Annotated in this window: 19 protein-coding genes; 4 read left to right on the forward strand and 15 right to left on the reverse strand. The window is 58.9% G+C overall.

Annotated features, from left to right (window positions below; all coding sequences use genetic code 11):
- Positions 1-300: 300 nt before the first annotated feature.
- A complete protein-coding gene (locus IHQ71_RS29335; RefSeq protein ID WP_258163208.1) occupies positions 301-1,128 on the forward strand; it encodes a hypothetical protein in 828 nt (275 codons plus the stop codon).
- Positions 1,129-1,160: 32 nt separating this feature from the next.
- Here the strand turns inward: IHQ71_RS29335 and IHQ71_RS29340 are convergent, their stop codons facing one another.
- The 9 genes from IHQ71_RS29340 to IHQ71_RS29380 all read right to left on the reverse strand — a co-directional run bounded on the left by IHQ71_RS29340 (position 1,161) and on the right by IHQ71_RS29380 (position 8,400).
- Positions 1,161-1,508 carry a hypothetical protein gene (locus IHQ71_RS29340; RefSeq protein ID WP_258163209.1) on the reverse strand — a complete coding sequence of 116 codons (348 nt, stop codon included), beginning with the start codon at positions 1,506-1,508 and terminating at the stop codon, positions 1,161-1,163.
- Entirely contained in the window at positions 1,505-2,761 is a 1,257-nt protein-coding gene (locus IHQ71_RS29345; RefSeq protein WP_258163210.1) for a hypothetical protein, read from the reverse strand. The genes IHQ71_RS29340 and IHQ71_RS29345 overlap by 4 nt, the downstream gene beginning before the upstream one ends.
- Positions 2,762-2,776: 15 nt before the next feature.
- On the reverse strand, positions 2,777-3,007 hold the full coding sequence (locus IHQ71_RS29350) for a hypothetical protein (RefSeq protein WP_258163211.1): 231 nt from the start codon (positions 3,005-3,007) through the stop codon (positions 2,777-2,779).
- 80 nt (positions 3,008-3,087) lie between these two features.
- Entirely contained in the window at positions 3,088-3,816 is a 729-nt protein-coding gene (locus IHQ71_RS29355) for a TfuA-like protein (protein ID WP_258163212.1), read from the reverse strand.
- Entirely contained in the window at positions 3,817-4,992 is a 1,176-nt protein-coding gene (locus IHQ71_RS29360; RefSeq protein ID WP_258163213.1) for a YcaO-like family protein, read from the reverse strand.
- 75 nt (positions 4,993-5,067) lie between these two features.
- Positions 5,068-5,319, reverse strand: a complete 252-nt coding sequence (locus tag IHQ71_RS29365) for a hypothetical protein (RefSeq protein ID WP_258163214.1) — start codon at positions 5,317-5,319, stop codon at positions 5,068-5,070.
- 22 nt (positions 5,320-5,341) lie between these two features.
- Positions 5,342-7,285: a BTAD domain-containing putative transcriptional regulator gene (locus IHQ71_RS29370; protein WP_258163215.1), complete on the reverse strand. Its 1,944-nt coding sequence runs from the start codon at positions 7,283-7,285 to the stop codon at positions 5,342-5,344.
- Positions 7,286-7,306: 21 nt separating this feature from the next.
- Complete coding sequence (locus IHQ71_RS29375) at positions 7,307-7,765, reverse strand: helix-turn-helix domain-containing protein (protein ID WP_258163216.1); 459 nt, start codon at positions 7,763-7,765, stop codon at positions 7,307-7,309.
- Between the two features lie 221 nt (positions 7,766-7,986).
- The gene (locus IHQ71_RS29380; RefSeq protein ID WP_258163217.1) at positions 7,987-8,400 is read right to left on the reverse strand and encodes a VOC family protein; all 414 of its coding nucleotides are present in this window, start codon (positions 8,398-8,400) and stop codon (positions 7,987-7,989) included.
- 765 nt (positions 8,401-9,165) lie between these two features.
- On the opposite strand from IHQ71_RS29380, the gene IHQ71_RS29385 reads away from it, so the two are divergent.
- Positions 9,166-11,007 carry a type II toxin-antitoxin system HipA family toxin gene (locus tag IHQ71_RS29385; protein WP_258163218.1) on the forward strand — a complete coding sequence of 614 codons (1,842 nt, stop codon included), beginning with the start codon at positions 9,166-9,168 and terminating at the stop codon, positions 11,005-11,007.
- A 652-nt stretch (positions 11,008-11,659) separates the two neighbouring features.
- On the opposite strand, the gene IHQ71_RS29390 is transcribed toward IHQ71_RS29385, so the two are convergent.
- From IHQ71_RS29390 to IHQ71_RS29410, 5 genes are all read right to left on the reverse strand, one after another.
- On the reverse strand, positions 11,660-12,970 hold the full coding sequence (locus tag IHQ71_RS29390) for a TRAP transporter large permease (RefSeq protein WP_258163219.1): 1,311 nt from the start codon (positions 12,968-12,970) through the stop codon (positions 11,660-11,662).
- Positions 12,967-13,503 (reverse strand): TRAP transporter small permease, encoded by a 537-nt coding sequence (locus IHQ71_RS29395; protein WP_258163220.1) that lies wholly within the window; start codon positions 13,501-13,503, stop codon positions 12,967-12,969. Before IHQ71_RS29395 ends, IHQ71_RS29390 begins: the two co-directional genes overlap by 4 nt.
- Before the next feature lie 33 nt (positions 13,504-13,536).
- On the reverse strand, positions 13,537-14,571 hold the full coding sequence (locus IHQ71_RS29400) for a TRAP transporter substrate-binding protein (protein WP_258163221.1): 1,035 nt from the start codon (positions 14,569-14,571) through the stop codon (positions 13,537-13,539).
- 503 nt (positions 14,572-15,074) lie between these two features.
- Positions 15,075-15,884 (reverse strand): class I SAM-dependent methyltransferase, encoded by an 810-nt coding sequence (locus tag IHQ71_RS29405; protein WP_258163222.1) that lies wholly within the window; start codon positions 15,882-15,884, stop codon positions 15,075-15,077.
- Positions 15,885-16,336: 452 nt separating this feature from the next.
- The gene (locus tag IHQ71_RS29410; protein ID WP_258163223.1) at positions 16,337-16,753 is read right to left on the reverse strand and encodes a hypothetical protein; all 417 of its coding nucleotides are present in this window, start codon (positions 16,751-16,753) and stop codon (positions 16,337-16,339) included.
- A 507-nt stretch (positions 16,754-17,260) separates the two neighbouring features.
- On the opposite strand from IHQ71_RS29410, the gene IHQ71_RS29415 reads away from it, so the two are divergent.
- On the forward strand, positions 17,261-17,590 hold the full coding sequence (locus tag IHQ71_RS29415) for a DUF982 domain-containing protein (protein WP_258163224.1): 330 nt from the start codon (positions 17,261-17,263) through the stop codon (positions 17,588-17,590).
- A gap of 1 nt (position 17,591) precedes the next feature.
- Here the strand turns inward: IHQ71_RS29415 and IHQ71_RS29420 are convergent, their stop codons facing one another.
- Positions 17,592-18,026, reverse strand: coding sequence for a GFA family protein (locus IHQ71_RS29420; protein WP_258163225.1), 435 nt, complete (start codon positions 18,024-18,026; stop codon positions 17,592-17,594).
- A gap of 101 nt (positions 18,027-18,127) precedes the next feature.
- Between IHQ71_RS29420 and IHQ71_RS29425 the strand changes: the two genes are divergently transcribed.
- The gene (locus IHQ71_RS29425; RefSeq protein ID WP_258163234.1) at positions 18,128-18,424 is read left to right on the forward strand and encodes a RidA family protein; all 297 of its coding nucleotides are present in this window, start codon (positions 18,128-18,130) and stop codon (positions 18,422-18,424) included.
- Positions 18,425-18,429: the final 5 nt, after the last annotated feature.

The raw sequence follows: 18,429 nt of genomic DNA on the forward strand, positions 1-18,429 counted from the left end.
ATCGAATCCGCTACGAGGGCATGTGAGGTGGAGAGGATACGGAAATTGTCCGACATATCATTGTTCCGGCCGTCAGAGCTCAAGAGGCAGCGCGATCGTGCGGAATGGTTGACGCCTTTGGAAATCCTTGTAGGCGCCTCGCCGCAGGACGGAACCGATTGCTTCGTGGGCCGGCGCAACGAACTGAAGACGCTTGTGAACTTCACGGACGTGCTTCGACCGCAGTCTGTCGGAGAAATGGAAACACGGCTCTTGCGGAGCGCGAGCAGTTCGTGCTTGCCCAGCCCGGGGGCACGCGCGATGATGCTGGTCGCCCCGAGCGGACTGGGCAAATCGACACTCGTCGCGAAATTCGCAATGACCTACGTCCTAAAGTCGGCGGTTCCGTTTCCTTTCATCTATTTCAATTTCGGCACGGCATCGAGTCGGCCTCGGCGATCCCTCGATCTTCTCGTCGAGGCCGCCCGGCAACTGTCACTTCAATTTCCCGACTACTGCCGTTCGTTCACCAACCTGAAGGGTAGAGTGAGTGATTGGATTGCAGAAGGAGATGACGTTGGGCACCGCTCGAAGAAATCGGGCGACGACAGCGCCTTACAAGGATCGTCCGAGACATTCTTCGTCTCGTTTCGAGACCAACTGCAGGCGACGTCGCGATGGTCGGATAGGACCGTGATGGTGTTCGACGCGCTCGAGACCATTCAAAGCAGCCCCGACGCAATGTCGGACCTGAAGGAGTTCCTACGGTTGTTGTGCGCGAACGGCTTCCCACAGCTTAGGCTGTTGTTTGCCGGTCGAGCCGAGGTTGCGGAATTCCGCGATGAGCCTTGGCTGGACATGGTGAAGAAGCCGCTCACTTTGGGTCCGCTCGGCATCGCCGAAGCGTGCGAGATGGTGAACAGGCTCGGTGCCCTTCTTTTGAGGGATAATTGGCGGCCGAGTTGGGCCAACAAGATCGCGGGGTGTTCCAATGATCCACCCGGCCGTCGCGAACCGTTGGCGTTGCGTGTCGGCGTCGAGCGTATTTGCTCCGCCTCGAAGGAACAACGAGACAAGGTCGTCGGCGACTACGCGGAGAGCTGGGCGCTTGCCGCCGGATCAGTATCAAACGACCGTTGCAAGCGTTGAAGTGATTTCTACATCCATCGGCGCGCAGTCCTTTAGTTCGCAGCACTTCTACCCGTAGCGGTGTTTCCATTGGCGGCCTTCAGCTCGATGCCAGGCCGCTCGGCCAGATACAGACAATACTCCTCGAAGGCATCTGCGAAAGCCAGCGCGACCTCCGATTCCCGCCAGCCAGTCTCGAGGAAAGCCAGGACGACGTGTCGGGCTGTATCCCTGGTGATCTTTGTCAGCTCACGGTTCCGCCGGCGGTCGGCTGCACTGGACACTGGCGACTTCACGAGAATTTCCATCATTGACCTCCTTGCGGACTGTTTAAGCTGAATATTCGCTGCTGCCTGCTGCTCCGCCATCGCTTCCGGCCTGTCTGCGTTTCGCTCGTTCATCCTCCGACCGCCGCACAGCGCGCCTTGATCTTCTCGATTGCGTCCTTGTACTCGGGCAGGGGATTGTCCCACCCAGCAGGCCGGACCGGGGAGGGCATCGTTTTCTCGGCAGCCTGCCGCAACAAGCCGCAAAACCGCTTCGTCGGGGCAGCCAGTTCGTGGCACTGAGAGCAGGCTCCTTCCCCCTTGTGTTCCATTGGCGAAGGGTTTTCCCAATCTTCCTGCCCGATCGGCGTATAGCGCACGTCGGGAAGACGCTGTTTGACTGCGTCCAGCGGGGTTCCGGGATGAACCAGGAAGACGTTCTCGCCGCGATGGCAATCAGTGCATCGTTCTCTCATGTTCGAACCGTTGCCCATAGTGCGGACATCGAGTTGAATTTCCAAACCCCGAATCCGGTTATCCATGCGCTCGCCCGGGACGACGTTGTCCCAGAAGCAAGCCTTCCCGGTTGCCTTGCTCTGGCAGATCATGCCCACTGCCTCGTACCACCGGTTACGATTCTTGCGCACGAGCGCGTAGCAAAGCCCCTGACCGTTTGGTTCCTCGTACGTGAAGACCTCGGTTGTTCTGGCATCCGGGAAATCCGCGAAGAAGAAGGGTAGCTCGCCGCGGGAAACCCACCTTTCGTCCGGCCAGTTGGGCGGAATCGGCACGTCGTTTGCCCGGCAGGTCTCGATGTAGCTGTCACCTGGCTTTGCCGAAGTGTCGTCCTCGCTTTCGACCGTTATTGCCTGGGGCAGCGCTCCATCGGGCGCTGTCGACATTGCGGCGAGGCTTTCTCCGATGACACTCAGCCTTCCACGCACGAACTCCCTTTGATCGCGGCTCAAGCGGTGAATTCCCTTCTCGATTTCGGCTTGCCGGGCAAGCAATTCTCTGATTTCGGCGGAAACATCGGGAAATTCCATCGGCAGTTCCGATGGCGTGCTGTCCCCCCCAGTCGGTCCCCAGACTGTCGAAGGGGCACTCTCGATAAGCTTGAGAACGGACTGCTGGATGCTCCTGATCGCGGCCGTGTCGAGTTCGATCGCCGCACGCTTCCGATTCACCGCCACACCGTGATAGACGTAGCTGATGTCCTCGATGACGGGATGGTTTCCCGACCCCCACGGGCTGAAGACCATGAAGGCGATCAGTGCGACTGCCACCGGAACGATCGTGAAACCTCTTTGAGATCTGAAATGCCACGCGCCGATGCGGCTGGTCGGTGGCGGTCTGCCGCCACCGCGGCTGAAGAGCCTGATGATCATCCAAGGCAATCCACGTCAGTGATAGCCCTGAACATGCCCTAGCTCTACCGTTCCGGATACCGATGAAATATCCACGCCTGCGATCTTGAGTTCGTCCAGTACCGAAGCGAGCGCCATGTCCAGGAAGTATGCCGGAAACGATACATTCAGATCCTGCGCCGTCTGGCGTGCGAAACTGACGATGCGCGCGAGTGCTGCAAGTTCTTTCTGAAAATTCTCCGATTGTTCGACAATACTGCGTTCCATCTTAGCCCCCGAATTGCCAACCCCCTGAAAATTTGGGGGTTTACTTGAAAAAGATAAACAGTCGCGCCGTTACATCGCCGTTACAAACGGGCGGCGTTCGGCCGGAATCCGACCACAAAACGCTCGAATTGATCCGTGTGTGAGAACGTCCAGCAGGGCGGAGGGCCTCTCACATTTTCTGCTTTCTCGACCAGTTCAACCAGCATTTGCGCGTCCAGCGACTTCCGGTCGATGGCAGCCGACTTCGCCAACGCCAGAATCTCGGCAGCACGATCGGGTGGAACACGTGCCCTGTCGATCACGTCCCGCCAGGTCCTATCCTTGAAATACAGGCCCTGCGCCGCATTCAGGAGGTGAACGGCTTCCTCGGCGCTTATCAGATCCCGATCGCGCCAGGCGGCGGCGGTCCACATGACGTTCACAAGAGGCACCGTGAGCGGTTTGTAACTCAGTTCGCGTGGGGCGTGTGCCAAGGCGACCGCGTCGTCGTCGAGGATGGATCCGTTTTTATATGCCTCGAATATCTCTCCAACGCCGATCATGCCGAATTCCATGCACTCGACCGCCCTCAGCGCACCCATGCTGGCGGCTCCGAATACGCTGACGCCGCATGAAAGGGCGTGGAGGATCTCCTTGTGCCAGATTGAGGACACCGACTCGAAGAAGCCGTCGATGATGCCGATCACATTGGCACCGTTTGCGACCGCGCGGTAAACATCGCCCTGGAAGGCGGGACCGCGAAACTCGACTGAGGCTTCGGCCGCGCGTTGCAAGCCGGAAAGTGAGGGGCCTGCGAATACGATCTTCATTCAGAACACCGTCAATTTCGCGAGCGCCCTCGCGCCATATCTCTGGCGGCGCGCGCCTTCCGGGTTCTCGAGTTCCGGCACGAAGACCTTCACGACCGAAAACTTGTTTTCCTCGGGTGTCAGGTGAACGGCGAACAACCGGGTCACACGCTCCGACAGGGTATCGAAAAGTAGCGACGCCATTTCCGGCAGTCCTGCGCCGGGATGGCAGGCGTCGGGCGGCGGCGGCTTGACAGCGGGACTGGCAAGATCCTCGACGAGATCGGGGGACAGTTCGTTCTCGTAGGCGCTCGGATCGACGTCGTCTCTTGCGCCGGTTATGAGGGTCAAGCGCGACTGCGCTGCCTCGGTGATGGCACGGATGGTCGCGCGTGCCGCGATCGGGTGTGCTCCGCAGCCGCCCGCAGCGTCGATATATCTGAATGTCGTCGCGCGGCTTTGAACGGGGCCGATAAGAGCGGAGACGACTGGAATACCGAGATCACTGGTCTTGTCGAAGAGCACAAGCCGCAACCCGGCATCCGCGATCATGGTGGAGAGCTTGTCCACCACGGGGTCGCCGAGGTCGGATGGGTCGAACCTCGACCGCAGCCTGGCGTCCCGCCGTTCGAGCGACCAAAGGATGTCGGCGTCGCGTTCGACACGCTCCAGCAATCCGTGAAACAGCGCTTCATCGAGGGTGTTTCCAGACGCCAGCCCGTCGGATGACTGCCAATACCGGGCGTCACGCGTCCGATCGATCGTGACGGCTTCGAGCGGAAGCAGGATGGCGGAGCCTGTGAGCAGGTTGCGGCCTTCGATCCATGCGAGGGGTTTGTCGCCGGCAGCCGGCACCTGCCGAAATCCGACAAAGCTGTCGAGCGCGTCGTGATCCAGGCGTTTTGACGTGAGAGAGTAGCGGGTCTCGACCACGTGAGGGATCGCCACACATTCGGCCACTGCGCGTTCGATGGCCTCCATGACGGCCGACGCACGCGCATCGTCGTCAGTGATGCCCTTTCCCTGATGGATCGAAAGCGACCTTGCGTTCGGGCGCATCGCGTTCCAGACGGGAATGCCGACACGGTCAAGCCCGGTCACCCGGGCGACGCGTGTGATGCCGTAATTCCTAAGCAACGGCGTCACTTTCTCCAGCGTCTCGGCTGCAGCACAGACACGGTCAGAGTAGATCCCCACGGGACGAATGCCGGAGCCAGAGGCTCCGGGCGGTTCCGGCTTGATCGGTGCTGGACGGGCTGTAGCCAAGTTGGGCTACGGCTTGCTGTCAAAGCGGTTTGTGAACGCCACGGAGTCGTATTTTCCGTTGAAGGCGTCGTCGTGATCATAAACGGTCACGGCCATATCGACATTCGCGATAAGCGTGGCGCCCTTGGACCGAGCCGAGGCGGTGTGGCCGAACGGCGCGGTCAAAGTATCGGGCAGTGGCGTGACCGACTGCATGTCGAAGTCCACGAGCCAGTACCCACTTTCACCAGTCACACCCAATACTACGTACTTTGCCATTGTTCACGTCTCCGTTGTTAGACTACTTGAAACCCGCTCTCTTCAGACCTTCCCGGTAGTGTTCCTTGTGCCAATTGTCCTTCACCGGCATGATCGAAAGCCACTTGTCTACCTCGAAGTCCGGATAAATCTTCATCGTCTTGCGCATCAGCCTCTTGGCCTTCGAGGCGTCGCCGAGCATTCCCCAGCAGGCCGCCGCCAACCGAGTGGCACCCGACTGGTCATCCATCTTGCCGACATACTTGAGCGCCGTCTCGAATTTCCCGAGGCAGTAGTTCGCCCCGGCCGCGGTCCACCAGTAAACGTCGGGGCAAAGGGGATTGAGGTCGATCGCTTTTTCGATCTTTTCGAGAGCAAGCTCGGGATCCGAGGCATGGACCAGCGTGTCGGCATAGTCCGCAATGAGGTCAGCGTGGGAAGGAGCACGTTTTTCGGCCTCGTCGAATGCGCCCACGCTCTCGTCGAAATCGGCCCTGTAGAGGCTTGTGACGCCAAGTTGGTGATAGCCGCTCGCATTGCCCGGATCCGCGTCGATGGCGCGCCGCGCATGCCGTTCCGACGACAACAGCAGCTCGTTGTCCCCCCGCGCCGTCACCAGCCATTCGAGATGTTCCGTTCGCGCCAGTCCGCTCAAGGCATTGGGGAAATCGGGCGCTGTCTGCAGCGAAGCACGAAACATCTTGCGCGCGCGTCTGAGATGCATGAGATCAAGCTTGCGCAGATGGAATTGCCCGAGGAGATAGTGCTGATAGGCGTCCGGCGCGGTGATGTTGGCGATCTTCGCGAACTCGTGCCGCTCGATCTGGTTGGTTACAGCGACGACCAGATTGCGGACGATGTCCCGGTACGAATGGCTGAGGTTGCCTGCGGCAATGTTGAACCGCTCTGCCCAGATGAGTTCGTCCTTGCGGACATCCGCAAGCCCTCCGAAGAGCAGCAAATCCTCGCCATCCTGGCGGAGGCTGGTCTCGAAGGCGTAGCAGACAAGATGGCGCGCGTAAGTCTCGTGACGGGGCTCTGGAACGCGGGCGATTTGGCGCGCGGTGTACGGGGCGACCACGGCGACGGTTCGCGCCTGGCAGAGCGCGACAGTGACATCTTCGATCAACGCTCCGCCAAGCGCAGCGGCATTGCCTGACAATTCCTGAGGCGGAAGAATAAGTAGACGCGGCAGGACGGTGTTGCTGTCGAGGCCGGGTTTTTGGACGCTGTCCTCGACTTTGCCTGGGCGTGCAACTGCCGGGGATTGGGGGAAGAGATCGCGCATCAGGTCGACGAGCTCCGGTTCAGGAGCAACGCCGAACTCGGAGCGTATCCGGTCCTGGTATCGGGCGAAAAGCGCGCGGGCCTGGACGCGCTGCCCCGCGGCAGCATAAGATCCGAGAAGAACGCGATGGGCCGTCGTATTGAACGGGTCGAGGTTCAATAGGCAGAGACAGGCCTTGCGGACAACATCCGTGTTCGCCGCGCTGCCATCCTCGTCGGGCGCTGCCGTAATGGCTGCCGCAAGCTGCGATACATGGCGGGACCGCTCGGATACGGCCCAGAGTTCCGCTTTCTGTGAATCCAATGCGATGCCGGCGAGAAACTCTCCGGTCATGAGGGCGATCATCTTGATTATCGCCGCCATGGGATCGACCGTGACATCCCGGGGAAGCTCGTCCAGATCGCAGATTAAGCCTTCCGATCGGAGAACGACGTCGGTGTCTTCGAAGCCTAACACTTCGAAACCGTCCGCGTTTTGTCTTGCTCTTATGCGCGCCAGAAGCTGCCTCAGGTTGCCGAGCAGATTGGACTGATCGGCATCGCCCCAGAGAAACTCGGCGAGTTCCGTGCGGGAAACGCGGCGCGTCCGGGTGGTCGACAGATAGGCGAGGGTGGTCAGTCCCTTTTCGGAAAAGGTAATCGTCCTGCCGAACTCGTCGGTCAGCCTGGCACCTGAAAACGTCGTGAGCCTCAAGACCAATGCACCGCCCCCGGGGAATAGTCAGTTAACGCTCGGTCGCTCGCCCTCGTCGGCGTCATCGTCGGCGAACGAGGATGCTAGTCCTTCGGCGTTGCCCAACGCCTTGGTGAGCGCGACAACTGACCGACGAATCTTCGTGTCCTTGATCTTGAGGAACGCGTGGTTGAGCAGTACACCTTCTTTCGTCGCGAGGAAGTTGGAAATAGCCCGCTCATCCGACGGACCTTCGATGCCGTCGAGTGAAACTCCACCGTGCTCCTGCTGGAAAAAGAAGCTGATGGGAACCGCGAGGGTCGTCGCTATCGCCTGCAGGCGCGAGGCACCAACCCTGTTCGTTCCCTTCTCATATTTCTGGACCTGTTGGAATGTAACGCCCAGATTGCCGGCCAGCCGCTCCTGGGACATTCCGATCATGTTTCGGCGTATCCGGATACGAGATCCAACAAAAACATCGGTCGGATTGGGTGATTTCAAAGACATACCGAGTCCCCCTCGCGTTCGCGACCTGAGCCGCAATCATCCCTTGAAGTCATCCAGCCTACAACTTATCGCCGTTATTTCAACCACTATTTAGTTCTTAGTAACGATTAACTCCGATCGAGGTTGGATTGAACATCGGCAAGATGCTTCCGCTCTTTATCTTCCTTTCCACATAGCAACCAGCACTCGATTGGGTTGAACAAAAAAGTACGAGGCTTATGTCAGCGCGCGAATATGCTTTCGAAATCACGGAAGCCTTTTACTTCGATCGGATTGCCGCTGGGGTCGAAGAAGAACATAGTGCGCTGCTCGCTTGGTTCGCCGGCAAAGCGAACCATCGGCGGTATGTCGAACTTGATTTCAGCGGCCTCCAGGCGGTCCGCCAGTACAAACCAATCATCGAGTGGGAGCACCACGCCGAGATGCGGCATCATCACCATATGATCGCCCACCTTGCCCGTTCGGGTAACGGCGAACGGCGTGCCGAGATGCAAGGAAATCTGATGCCCAAAAAAATCGAAATCCACCCACGAGTCGGTGCTGCGGCCTTCGCGGCAGCCGAGAACATCACCGTAGAAGCGCCTCGACGTGTCCAGGTCGGTCACGTGATAGGCGAGATGGAAGGCAGAGCGCATATGGAGTTTCCTTGTTGAGGATGATTAGCGAACGCATCCTGCATAGCAGAACAAGAGCCATTGTTTATAATGGCGGACAGGATCTCGACGCAGTGCAGGGGATTACATCGAAAAATGCCGACCCGTGATCAGGAGACCCACGGGTAATTCACGGTCCCTGCTCGTGATCGGAGTACTGGCCCCAAGCTATGGGCTCATTGACCGGGCCGAGGCTCTTCGTTCCTTGCGGAGAGTTCAGTACCCTGGCCGTCGTCTATAAGTTCGTGATCGTTTGCGACTGTTCGTTGATGTCATGTCGCCGCTCGGCAATTAAGACTGCGGCTTCCGGCCTCCTGAACGTCCATTGAGGCCATGCCCCAATGTGGCGTTTTACAGAACCCGAGCTTCAGGGGCATACTTGGAAAACTGGATACGGCATCAATCGTTGCAGGCAGGGCGTCCTGGGCAACTGCGCTATTTGGTATGGTCTGCGGTTTGGTTCCCATCACGGTGAGAGAGCTGTTGCGCCGAAAAATCACAGACCCCACCGCAGGCACTGTTAGATTGACGACGCGTTTGCGATCGGCTTTCGGGGTATCGGGATGAATGACCGATGTCGCCGGTTTCCGTGGAATAGAGGCATGGTGTGATCGAGCCCGGATTGTGGAGATCGTGCTGAAACTGTAACTATCGCGTATCTGGAATGCGTGAAAGTTGCATGGACATTGTAGTCTGAGGAAGAATACCGTAACTATCGCGTATCTGAAATGCGCGAAAGTTACAAATATGCCGCTCTATCTCGTCGGCGAAAATATCGACAAAACCCGCGGTTTCCGCCAAGCCGAGGCTGGCAAGCTCGTCCAGTTGATGCGCGGCATCTATGTCGACGCCGACGACGATATGGACCTAACGGTGCGGACCCACGCGGTACGCATCGCCAAATACCTTTATCCAAACGCGTACCTTTCGGCCGCCAGCGCCGTACTGCTCGGTCCGATGCGTGATGGCCGCCTGTTTCTGACCGGCCGCCGCGTGCAACGACAGCGTATCAGGACGCTCGAAATCATCCAAAATAAAGCGCCGGACCACCCCTCCGTTGCGCAGGCGGTGGTCGGCGACGACATGGGTGAACTGCGCGTGGACGTGTCTTCACTGCGCCAGCGTTTTCTGGAAGCCTTTCGCATCCGTAGCGAACATGCGGCCTCGTTCGACGAAACGATGAAAGAGGGGATCGCCGCGCGCCTGATCGAAGAGTACGGCAGCCCGGACGCCGCCGCCGACGCTGTTTTCAAGCTCGCTCGAGACAATGATTGGCTTGATGAAGGGCGCGCAGCCGAACGTTTCCTCAAACAGACACCGACCGCAGTGGTCGCCGTCACAAACCAAGCCGCGCTCGACCTGATCGTGGCTTGGCACGGGGTACCGATCGGCAACTTGGTGCACGATGGCTTCGAATGGCGATGGCAGGCGGCCAATCTGGATGGTCCGCCACTCGTGCGCCAGACCACGCCTGGCAGGCTGCCGCCCTTCATTGAATCTCTTCTCCCGGAAGGCTGGCTGAACCGCGTCCTGAATAGTCCGGACGAGCGGGTAGAGCTGCGCACGGGCAAGCGGTACATGTCGAACATCACGATCGTGGAACGGGCGGCCGAGCTGGCAGCCATGCCGGCTGATGTCCTACTGACGCGACTGACTAGCTTTACGACGGATCATATGTTCACGGGGACCTACGCCGGTCCCGGCCGCGGCGACATCCATGATACGTTCGAACAGAATCTGGCACGGATGTTCGCGACAGGCGCGACACCGCGCCTGTCGGGCGTCCAGATCAAGGCGCCGATGTTCCTCGATGCCGACGGCATCCTGATGCCGAGCACGGACAAGCCGTTCACGCATATTCTGAAGCCTGCCGGCACGTCCGGATTCGAGGCGCTACCGGCGATCGAATGGCAATCGATGGAGCTTGGCAGCGCGGCTGGATTCACCGTCCCGGCGATTGCGCTCGTTGCCATGCCGGATGGTATGCCGGCAGCCCTTGTTGTCGAGCGGTTCGACATCCGCACCCGCCTTGATGACATGCGCTGTCTGGCGCTCGAAGACATGACTTCGGTCTTGGGAGTGCGGGCGGAAGACAAATACACAGGCACGATGGAACGGATCGCGGCCGCGCTGCGCCCTCTTTCGACCGACGCGGATGCGGACCTGCTGCTGCTCTTGCGGCGGGCACTGTTCGCCTGGCTGATCGCAGATGGTGACATGCACCTGAAGAACATGGCGGTGCTGAAGATCGCAGAGCCAGCGAGGGGAGATTTCAGCTCGGTTCGCATGGCGCCGCTCTACGATGCCGTAACGACACGGGTGTTTCCAAACCTGCAGCATGACCGCATGGCCCTCAAAATCACCGGTAAGGACGAACGGCTGAAGCGAGCCGATTTCAAGCGTTTCGCTGCGACGGCGGGTATCCCGGCGGCGGCGGCTGATACGGCCATGGATGAACTCGTCGCAGCACTTGCGCGCGGGCTGGAACAGCTTGCGCTGCCGTCGTCGTTGACAGATGGATCAGTCGGTGCTGAACGAGCAGCGCTGATGCGGGAGCTTGTCCGCGAACGCCTTCACACATTCGAATAACCTCGAGCAATTGAGATTCCGCTAGCAAACCGAGATGATGCTTGGGTCCCTCTGCTGGATGAACGACAAGTACAGTCGTGCACGTTGGTTTTCATAATGCTCACCGACGCAAGCCATTCCAACCCGCCTTCAGCACTTATCAGATATTTGAAAAGCGACATTATTACATGTAAACAGCGCGTTGGCATCATCAAGATAGGGATCTGGGTTCGATTCCCATAAAGACCTCGAAATCGTAGCGCTGAACGCGGAAATAATTTCCGCTTTGGCGCGGGTTTAAATATCCCATGGATCGCGGAGACCTGCAGTTCGATTCCGCTCAAGGCGCTCATAAATACTCGTAGTGCGACCATTGGGAGTAGACCTTCCTGACCCAGGCCACCAACGAGGATTTCAAGGTCGGCGAGCAAACGCCCGTGCCATGTCTTGCGTACCCTGATGTGCAGGGAGATCAGCGCCACTCGTGCATCAGCGACCACCGGTTCGGCAAGCGCCATTTCCTTTTGCGCCGTCGATTCTCCGCGAGTTGACCGTTCGCTTTACCGACATGGAAAGCGATTTTTTGGAAGAGGATTCAGCCTGTTAGACGCCGAAATTTGCGACGAGCCGAAGAAAAATGGCTGAGCCGGCATAGGAGGGCTCCGGCCCGCGCTCAGATCAAGAACACGCTGAAAACAGGGAAGGTCGTCAACAGCACGATGCGCAGCAGATCCGCGCCGACGAACCAGACGATGGCGCGATAGGTCTCGCGGATCGGCACTTCCTTCGCCATGGCGGCGATGATGAAGAGGTTAAGCCCCACAGGCGGTGTGATCAACCCGATCTCGGCGACCATCAGCACCAGGATGCCGAACCAGATCGCGAAATGTTCGGGCGAGAGACCGAAATCCATTGCAGTGACGATCGGAAAAAAGATCGGCACGGTGAGGACGATCATGGACAGCGAATCCATGACGCAGCCGAAGATGATGTAGAGGATCAGGATGATGATCATCACTGTCATCGGCGTGAAGCCCTGGGCGGTGACCCATTCGGCACCGACCTGCGGCAGCCGAGAGAAGGCGAGGAAGGAGTTGAACACCGTAGCGCCGAGCACGATGAAGAAGATCATGCCGGTCGAGACTGCGGTCTCCTTGAGGCATTGGAACAGCGCACCCTTGCCGAGCCCTCCGCGCAGCCATGCGATGAGGCCGGTGCCGACGGCGCCGACGGCCGCGGCCTGGGTCGGCGTGAACCAGCCGAGATAAATACCGCCAACGACCAGGAAGAAGATCACCAGGACCGGCCAGACCGCGATCAATGGCGGGACGCGATCGGCCCAGGGCAGCCGCGCGACGGTACCGGCAGAACCGGGATTGAGGCGAACGTAAATGGCAATGACAGTGAGATAGGAAAGCGCCGCGATGATGCCAGGCACGAAGGCCGCCAGGAAGAGCTTGGCGATGTTCTGCTCAGTCAGGATCGCATAGAGCACCAGCACGACGGAAGGCGGAATGAGTATGCCAAGCGTGCCTCCGGCCGCCAGCGTCGCCGTCGCAAGGCCGCCGGCGTAGCCGTTACGGCGGAGCTCAGGCAGCGCCACCTGCGCCATCGTCGCCGCCGTGGCGAGCGAGGAGCCACAGATCGACCCGAAGCCGGCGCAGGCGCCGACGGCGGCCATGGCAACTCCGCCCTTGCGATGGCCCAGGAAGGCCGAAGCTGCGTTGAACAGCGCCTGGCTCAACCCGCCGCGGGCAGCGAACTGGCCCATCAGCAGAAAGAGAGGAATGATCGACAGCGAATAGTTCGCGTTGGTGTTCCAGGGCACCGCCTTCAACTGGTTGAAGATGATCATCCATTTGCCGGTCACCAGCCAGGTGCCGATGATGCCGGTGCCGAGCATGGCGGCTGCGATCGGGATCCGCAGGAAGATCAGGAAAATGAGGACTGGAAAGGACCAAAGGCCGATTTCGATATTGCTCATCCGTGGCCCCCGAGCGGCAATTCGACGTCGATACCACGCCTGATATCGTGGATGTCGGCATAGACCGTCCACGCGCTGACCACGAGATTGATGACGAGCAGGACCATGGCCGCGGCAAAACCCCACCAGATTGGAATGAAGAGGATCGGCGTGAACTCGCCATTGCGGAATTTGTCGAGCGTGCCGATCCAGTGCCGCCATGTCAGAAGAGCGAAGAGCACGGTGATAATGATGTCGCCGACCAGTTGGGTCCAGTTGATTGCCTTGTGCCCCAGCATGCCGATGAAAAGATCGACACCGACATGGCCCTTATGAAGCTGGCAGTAGGGCAGGAAGGCGAAAACCGCCAGGCCGCACAGGATCTCGACCACCTCGATCTCGCCCGGCAGCGGTTTGTAGGTCAGGCTGCCGGCGATGGAGATGCCCGTGAGCACAGAGGCCGCCGCGAGGCAGAGGCCTCCGACGATGGCGACCCATTCGGCAAGCCTGTATATGGTCCGTCCGGCAGTGCCGGAGGAAGCAGTGTTTTGCATCGCGCCCTCTCCGGGATCGCCTGGCGTTTCGCGTTACTGGTTGTATTTGTCGATCAGGGCAATAGCGTCGTTAAACAGGGTGGTTCCATCCAGGCCTTTGCTGTTCATGTCCTCGATCCAGGCCGTCGTCACCGTCTCCGATAGTGTCTTCCACTTCTCGGTTTCGGCCTCGTCGAGTATGATGATCTTGTTGCCGGCATCTTCAGCGATCTTTTTGCCGCGAATGTCGCCTTGGTCCATCGCGATGCCGAACTTCTTGGCAAGCTCCATGCCCGAATTCTTGTCGATGACCTGCTTGAGGTCTTCGGGAAGCGCTTCATAGGCCTCTTTGTTCATCGCAAACAGAAAGGTCGCGGTATAGAGACCTTTGTCACCCGAGAAGCCGGTATGATTGGGCGCGAGCTCGGCGATCTTGATGGCGGGCGTCACTTCCCAAGGCACGACAGAGCCGTCGATGACGCTCTTGGACAGCGCCTCAGGCACGGCCGTGACGGGCATGCCGACGGGCGAAGCCCCCATCGCTTCGAGGAGCGCGTTGACGACCTTGGAGGTGCCACGCAGCTTGAGCCCGTTCATGTCCTCGACGCTGTTGACCGGTTTGCTGCCGATCGTGTGGATCAGGCCCGGGCCGTGGGTGTGCACTGCGAGCACGTGGTAGTCGGCAAACTCGTCCTTGAGATGCTTTTCATAATATTCGTAGAAGGCCTGCGAGCTCTTTTCCGCAGTGGTGATCATGAAGGGAAGCTCGAAGGCCTCGGTCTTCGGAAAGCGGCCCGGCGTGTAGCCGATAACAGTCCAGACGATGTCGACGACGCCATCGCTCGCCTGATCGACGAGGTCGGCGGGCTTCCCGCCCAATTGCATGGCCGGGTAGAGCTCGACCTCGATGCGGCCGCCTGAATCCTTCTTGACCTGTTCGGCCCAGGGCACCAGCACTTTCGACGGAATCGTCGCCTGCGGCGGCAGCATCTGATGCAGTTTTAGCGTCACGTCGGCCGCCAGGGCGGCGCTGCCGGCCAGCAGTAGCGAGGCTACCGAAAAACCCGCAAGAACGCATCTTCTCAACATTGGCTCTCCTCCCACAGTTGATCCGGCTCGTCCGATGCATACGCGTCCTCCCTGCGTATGCCGTCGAGTGGCTTGATCATTTCAAATTGCGCGCGCAGGTTCAAATAAATTCACGCGGCCAAATCATAACAAAGCAGTTATGATTTGGCCGCGTTGTTGGCAGGTCTGTAACAGTTCAGGCCACCACCTCAGATCTCTAGTGCGTGCTTGTCCGGATCGTAGAGGCCGAAGGCGCGCTGCTCGCGAAAGTAGAGCCAGGCTCCATGTGGATCGAAAACGAATTCCAATCGTGGCAACTTCTCTCATGGATAGCTCTCCTGTCTGCCGCGGTCGATATGGATTCCATTTTGCTTCGACGAAGGGCCCAGTGCCGTATGTCGAAAGTCCGCTGAACGGAGGGGCGGGCGTCTTTTTCTATCTAAGATGGCACAATGCAGAGGGGTGAGGAGACAGTTTGAAAGGCGGCGGGTCTGTCAGGCGCTATCTGACCGCCATGATACATTTCAGGCTCTGGCTGTCGCCAGATTGGTACTGAGTTCAAAAGCGATTCCCGATCTATCGGCATAGAGTTCCATTACAGGCCCACTTTCGCTCACGATGTCGTCCACGACACGCTTGCGCTGCTGATCGTCCATTGCCTTGCCGGCGGCGCTCATGCCGACCAGCGCCATCGTGTTCATTCTAAGCAAGGGCGCGCCGTCCGCAAAACGCATGGTACGCGACAGCACCCGTGACCGGACGTCCTTGAAGCCGGCGTCCCGGAGTAGTGCCTCAAGCGATGCCGCCTCTCCAAAACTGTAGCGCAGGTCCGTGATTGGGCCCAGATAGTGCTCCGCGACGCCGCGTAGCGCCCGAAAGAAGGGGATCTCGTCGTCAGGACGCCAAGTGCTTACCGCCAATCTGCCGCCTGGCGCCAGCGCCCGCCGCATTTGCGCTGCTGCAACGGTTTTGTCGGAAAAGAACTGCAAACCCTGCTGGCAGGCGACGACGGCGAACTGCTCCCCATTATGGAGAGGCAGGGCATTGGCATTGCCCTCGCGCCAGTCGATGTCCGGTGCCGTTGCACGCGCAACCGCAAGCATGTCCGAACTCACATCGATGCCGACAATATAGCCGGTTTCACCGAGCCGCTTCCTGGCAACGCGTGCCACGATTCCCGTTCCGCAGGCGATGTCGAGGACACGATCGCCTGCAGACAAACGCACTTCTTCGAGGGTCATGTCCGCCCACGGTTGGAAAAGCGGGGCTACGAGCCACCGCTCGTACATCTCCGGGAAAGTTGCCTGATTCATCGCGTAGCTGGGCAGGGTCATGCTCGCCCCCATGGATTTCGGCAGTCCCATCCTTCATGAAACTGCTGCCTGTCGCGGCATAAGTATACTCTCACCCCGAACTGCCAGCAAGTTTCTCAAACCACCGCGCCATAGGCATGTTCAATTGGTGCAAGCGTCGAGGTCGCATTGCTGATCATTGTCGTCCGATGTTCCGATTGGTATGGTTGGACTATTGTCGGGATAAAGGCAGCCTAGGCATAAGACAAATACGCGCATCTTTGGGCATCGCAGCTCATAGCGTGCCAGGGAACGCGCAGCAAATATTGGGTCTAGAGTTCGAAGCCCCTCAAGACCTTTTAGATGCTTGTCCGCTGTCGGGGCGATTGTGGACATTTGCGATGAATGAGTTCAACGACGGCTTCGCGCCCTCAAGACGGTCGTTAAGACACCCGGTTGGTCGTTCCGAAAGCTGCCGGTCGGCTATGAAAGCGTCAATGTTGCATTGAGCGTTCAGGTAGCAAACGTTCTCCCGCAACATTCCGGTGCTTCCGATCGCAACTCGAGCAGCAATCTCCTACGATAAAATCATAGACCACCTGATTGCTATTCGGAACATTGAACCAGAAGCTGGTTCCGGAGAGACCGCTTGCATTCTTGACAGTTACTGAGCAGATGACGGCGCCATTCGAACAGGTTGCGGCTCCAGAGGCTCGCCATGCTAGTTTGTTGCCGCGCCATTCTTCGAAATAGACGCTACTGCCATAATCAACACCGTCCGTGCCGTAGACGACATGGCGAGTCCCATTCTTTTCATAAGCCCAGATCGCTGTTTTGTTCGTGCATGCCGCGTCGGCGACATTGGATATTCCGAGCAGAACGATCCGTTCGGTATTTGCCAATGCCCTCAAGCTGAAGCTCCACACCATCGTTCCAACTCTGCATGACCGCACTCCCAACGCAACTGACGCGAATCAATCAAATCCCTTGCGACTCGTTCCGCGAGCAAGGAAAGAATCTTCGCAACCGAGCGCAAATCACATTTGATTGTTCAAAGAAGTATCATTTGACTCGCATGACGCCTGTGCCAAGCTGATGATCAGCAGAGGTCGCATCCGTGTCTATGAATTCGCCTCGATATCCTTGGCCGTACCCGCAAAGATCATACGATTGCGAGCAAGCGATAGAGCGTGACTTTCTAAAACACGCAATTGAAGCTGGGACCGCTTATCTCGATCTTGATGGACTTCTCTCCGCTATCGCGGACGACGCCACCCAAGCGGGCTGGTCGGAGGAGGACCTGACAGAGGCAGTCATCGCCTTGGCGAAACGTCACAAAATGGGCGCTGTGGTTGTTCCAATCTGCACGCAGGACTGACGCATCGGACGCCGCATTTATGCGGCCGGTGGGCGATAGCTTGCTTGAGCTTTGGCCCCTAGATACCGGCAGAGCCTTCATGGCCGCTCAGCGAGCCTGTCTGGCGGCCCTGGAGGGTAGAGCTACGGCGGACAAAGCACGTGCGGCCTTTATCAAGGCCGCCGATGAAGCAGACGTCCATATCCGATCGCACGAGGACCCGCGAAAGGCTGCGATGCGCAATCCTGCTAAGTCCCAGGCATGGCGCAAGGCAAACAAGAGCGCGCTTGAAGCCGTCGAGAAATCCGTCACCAAGATCAAAGCCGAGCGGGAACGGTTCTTTCGGAAACGGCGCAACAGCAGGAACAGCCATGGGTCAGGGCTGGCCTGAATTACTCCGCGATCAATTCTCCCGTGCCGCCCAAGGCCGTTGGAACGTCCCGATATTTAGGCAATCCGTCCTTCATCGGCAGCACCGTCTCCTGATAATTTACATGGAGCGCAGGCTCGAACGGCAGTGTCGGAATAATTGCTGCATAGACATCCGTGACACTCCAGAGCGGATGCTCGGTCATAAGATGCCCACCGCAGACCTTGCACCATCTGCGCACACTCGTCGCAGTCTTCTGATAGCCCAGCAGATTGTCCGCTCCCTTGACGATCCGGACCTTCTCCGGTGGCCAAAGCGTGAAGGCATTCACCGGTCCCGCCGACCACGTCCGACAGGAGCTGCAGTGACAGAAGCCCATGGCAGTCGGGTCGCCGCTCACCTCGATCTCAACTGCCCCGCAGAAGCATTTTCCGGTGTAGCTGCCATTCGCTGTCATGACGTCCTCCTTTCGGCTCGCGGCACCCAGAGAGTGGGCTGTCGCGGGTGAACGATGATAGCGAAGTGATCGTGGCACTTTTGAACCTTAGGTCAATCACTATTTCAAGCTGGCTAAGTTTTCCCTGCTCGCTGCGCGGGTCGCGTGTCGGGAGAGCTGACCAGACCATCAACGCGCTTGAGAACGTGACGCGGTTGCTTGAGGCGGTGGGAAGTCATCCGACCCATATCCTTAGCGCAACGATATGGCTTGCCGATATCGCGACCTTCGATGAGATGAATGCGGTGTGGGACAGCTGGGTGCCTCACGGCCATTCGCCGGCGCGCGCCACTGTTGAGGCGAAGCTGGCGGGCGTGGAATACGCTGTGGAAATCGGGATTGTCGCGGCGCTGGCTTAGAACCT

It is taken from the genome of Rhizobium sp. TH2 (assembly GCF_024707525.1).
GTDB lineage: Bacteria > Pseudomonadota > Alphaproteobacteria > Rhizobiales > Rhizobiaceae > Rhizobium_E.

Coding starts and splice junctions, on each gene's coding strand:
- IHQ71_RS29335 (WP_258163208.1), top strand. CDS start 301: ATGATGCTGGTCGCCCCGAGCGGACTGGGCAAATCGACACTCGTCGCG.
- IHQ71_RS29340 (WP_258163209.1), bottom strand. CDS start 1,508: ATGAACGAGCGAAACGCAGACAGGCCGGAAGCGATGGCGGAGCAGCAG.
- IHQ71_RS29345 (WP_258163210.1), bottom strand. CDS start 2,761: ATGATCATCAGGCTCTTCAGCCGCGGTGGCGGCAGACCGCCACCGACC.
- IHQ71_RS29350 (WP_258163211.1), bottom strand. CDS start 3,007: ATGGAACGCAGTATTGTCGAACAATCGGAGAATTTTCAGAAAGAACTT.
- IHQ71_RS29355 (WP_258163212.1), bottom strand. CDS start 3,816: ATGAAGATCGTATTCGCAGGCCCCTCACTTTCCGGCTTGCAACGCGCG.
- IHQ71_RS29365 (WP_258163214.1), bottom strand. CDS start 5,319: ATGGCAAAGTACGTAGTATTGGGTGTGACTGGTGAAAGTGGGTACTGG.
- IHQ71_RS29375 (WP_258163216.1), bottom strand. CDS start 7,765: ATGTCTTTGAAATCACCCAATCCGACCGATGTTTTTGTTGGATCTCGT.
- IHQ71_RS29380 (WP_258163217.1), bottom strand. CDS start 8,400: ATGCGCTCTGCCTTCCATCTCGCCTATCACGTGACCGACCTGGACACG.
- IHQ71_RS29385 (WP_258163218.1), top strand. CDS start 9,166: ATGCCGCTCTATCTCGTCGGCGAAAATATCGACAAAACCCGCGGTTTC.
- IHQ71_RS29390 (WP_258163219.1), bottom strand. CDS start 12,970: ATGAGCAATATCGAAATCGGCCTTTGGTCCTTTCCAGTCCTCATTTTC.
- IHQ71_RS29395 (WP_258163220.1), bottom strand. CDS start 13,503: ATGCAAAACACTGCTTCCTCCGGCACTGCCGGACGGACCATATACAGG.
- IHQ71_RS29400 (WP_258163221.1), bottom strand. CDS start 14,571: ATGTTGAGAAGATGCGTTCTTGCGGGTTTTTCGGTAGCCTCGCTACTG.
- IHQ71_RS29405 (WP_258163222.1), bottom strand. CDS start 15,884: ATGACCCTGCCCAGCTACGCGATGAATCAGGCAACTTTCCCGGAGATG.
- IHQ71_RS29420 (WP_258163225.1), bottom strand. CDS start 18,026: ATGACAGCGAATGGCAGCTACACCGGAAAATGCTTCTGCGGGGCAGTT.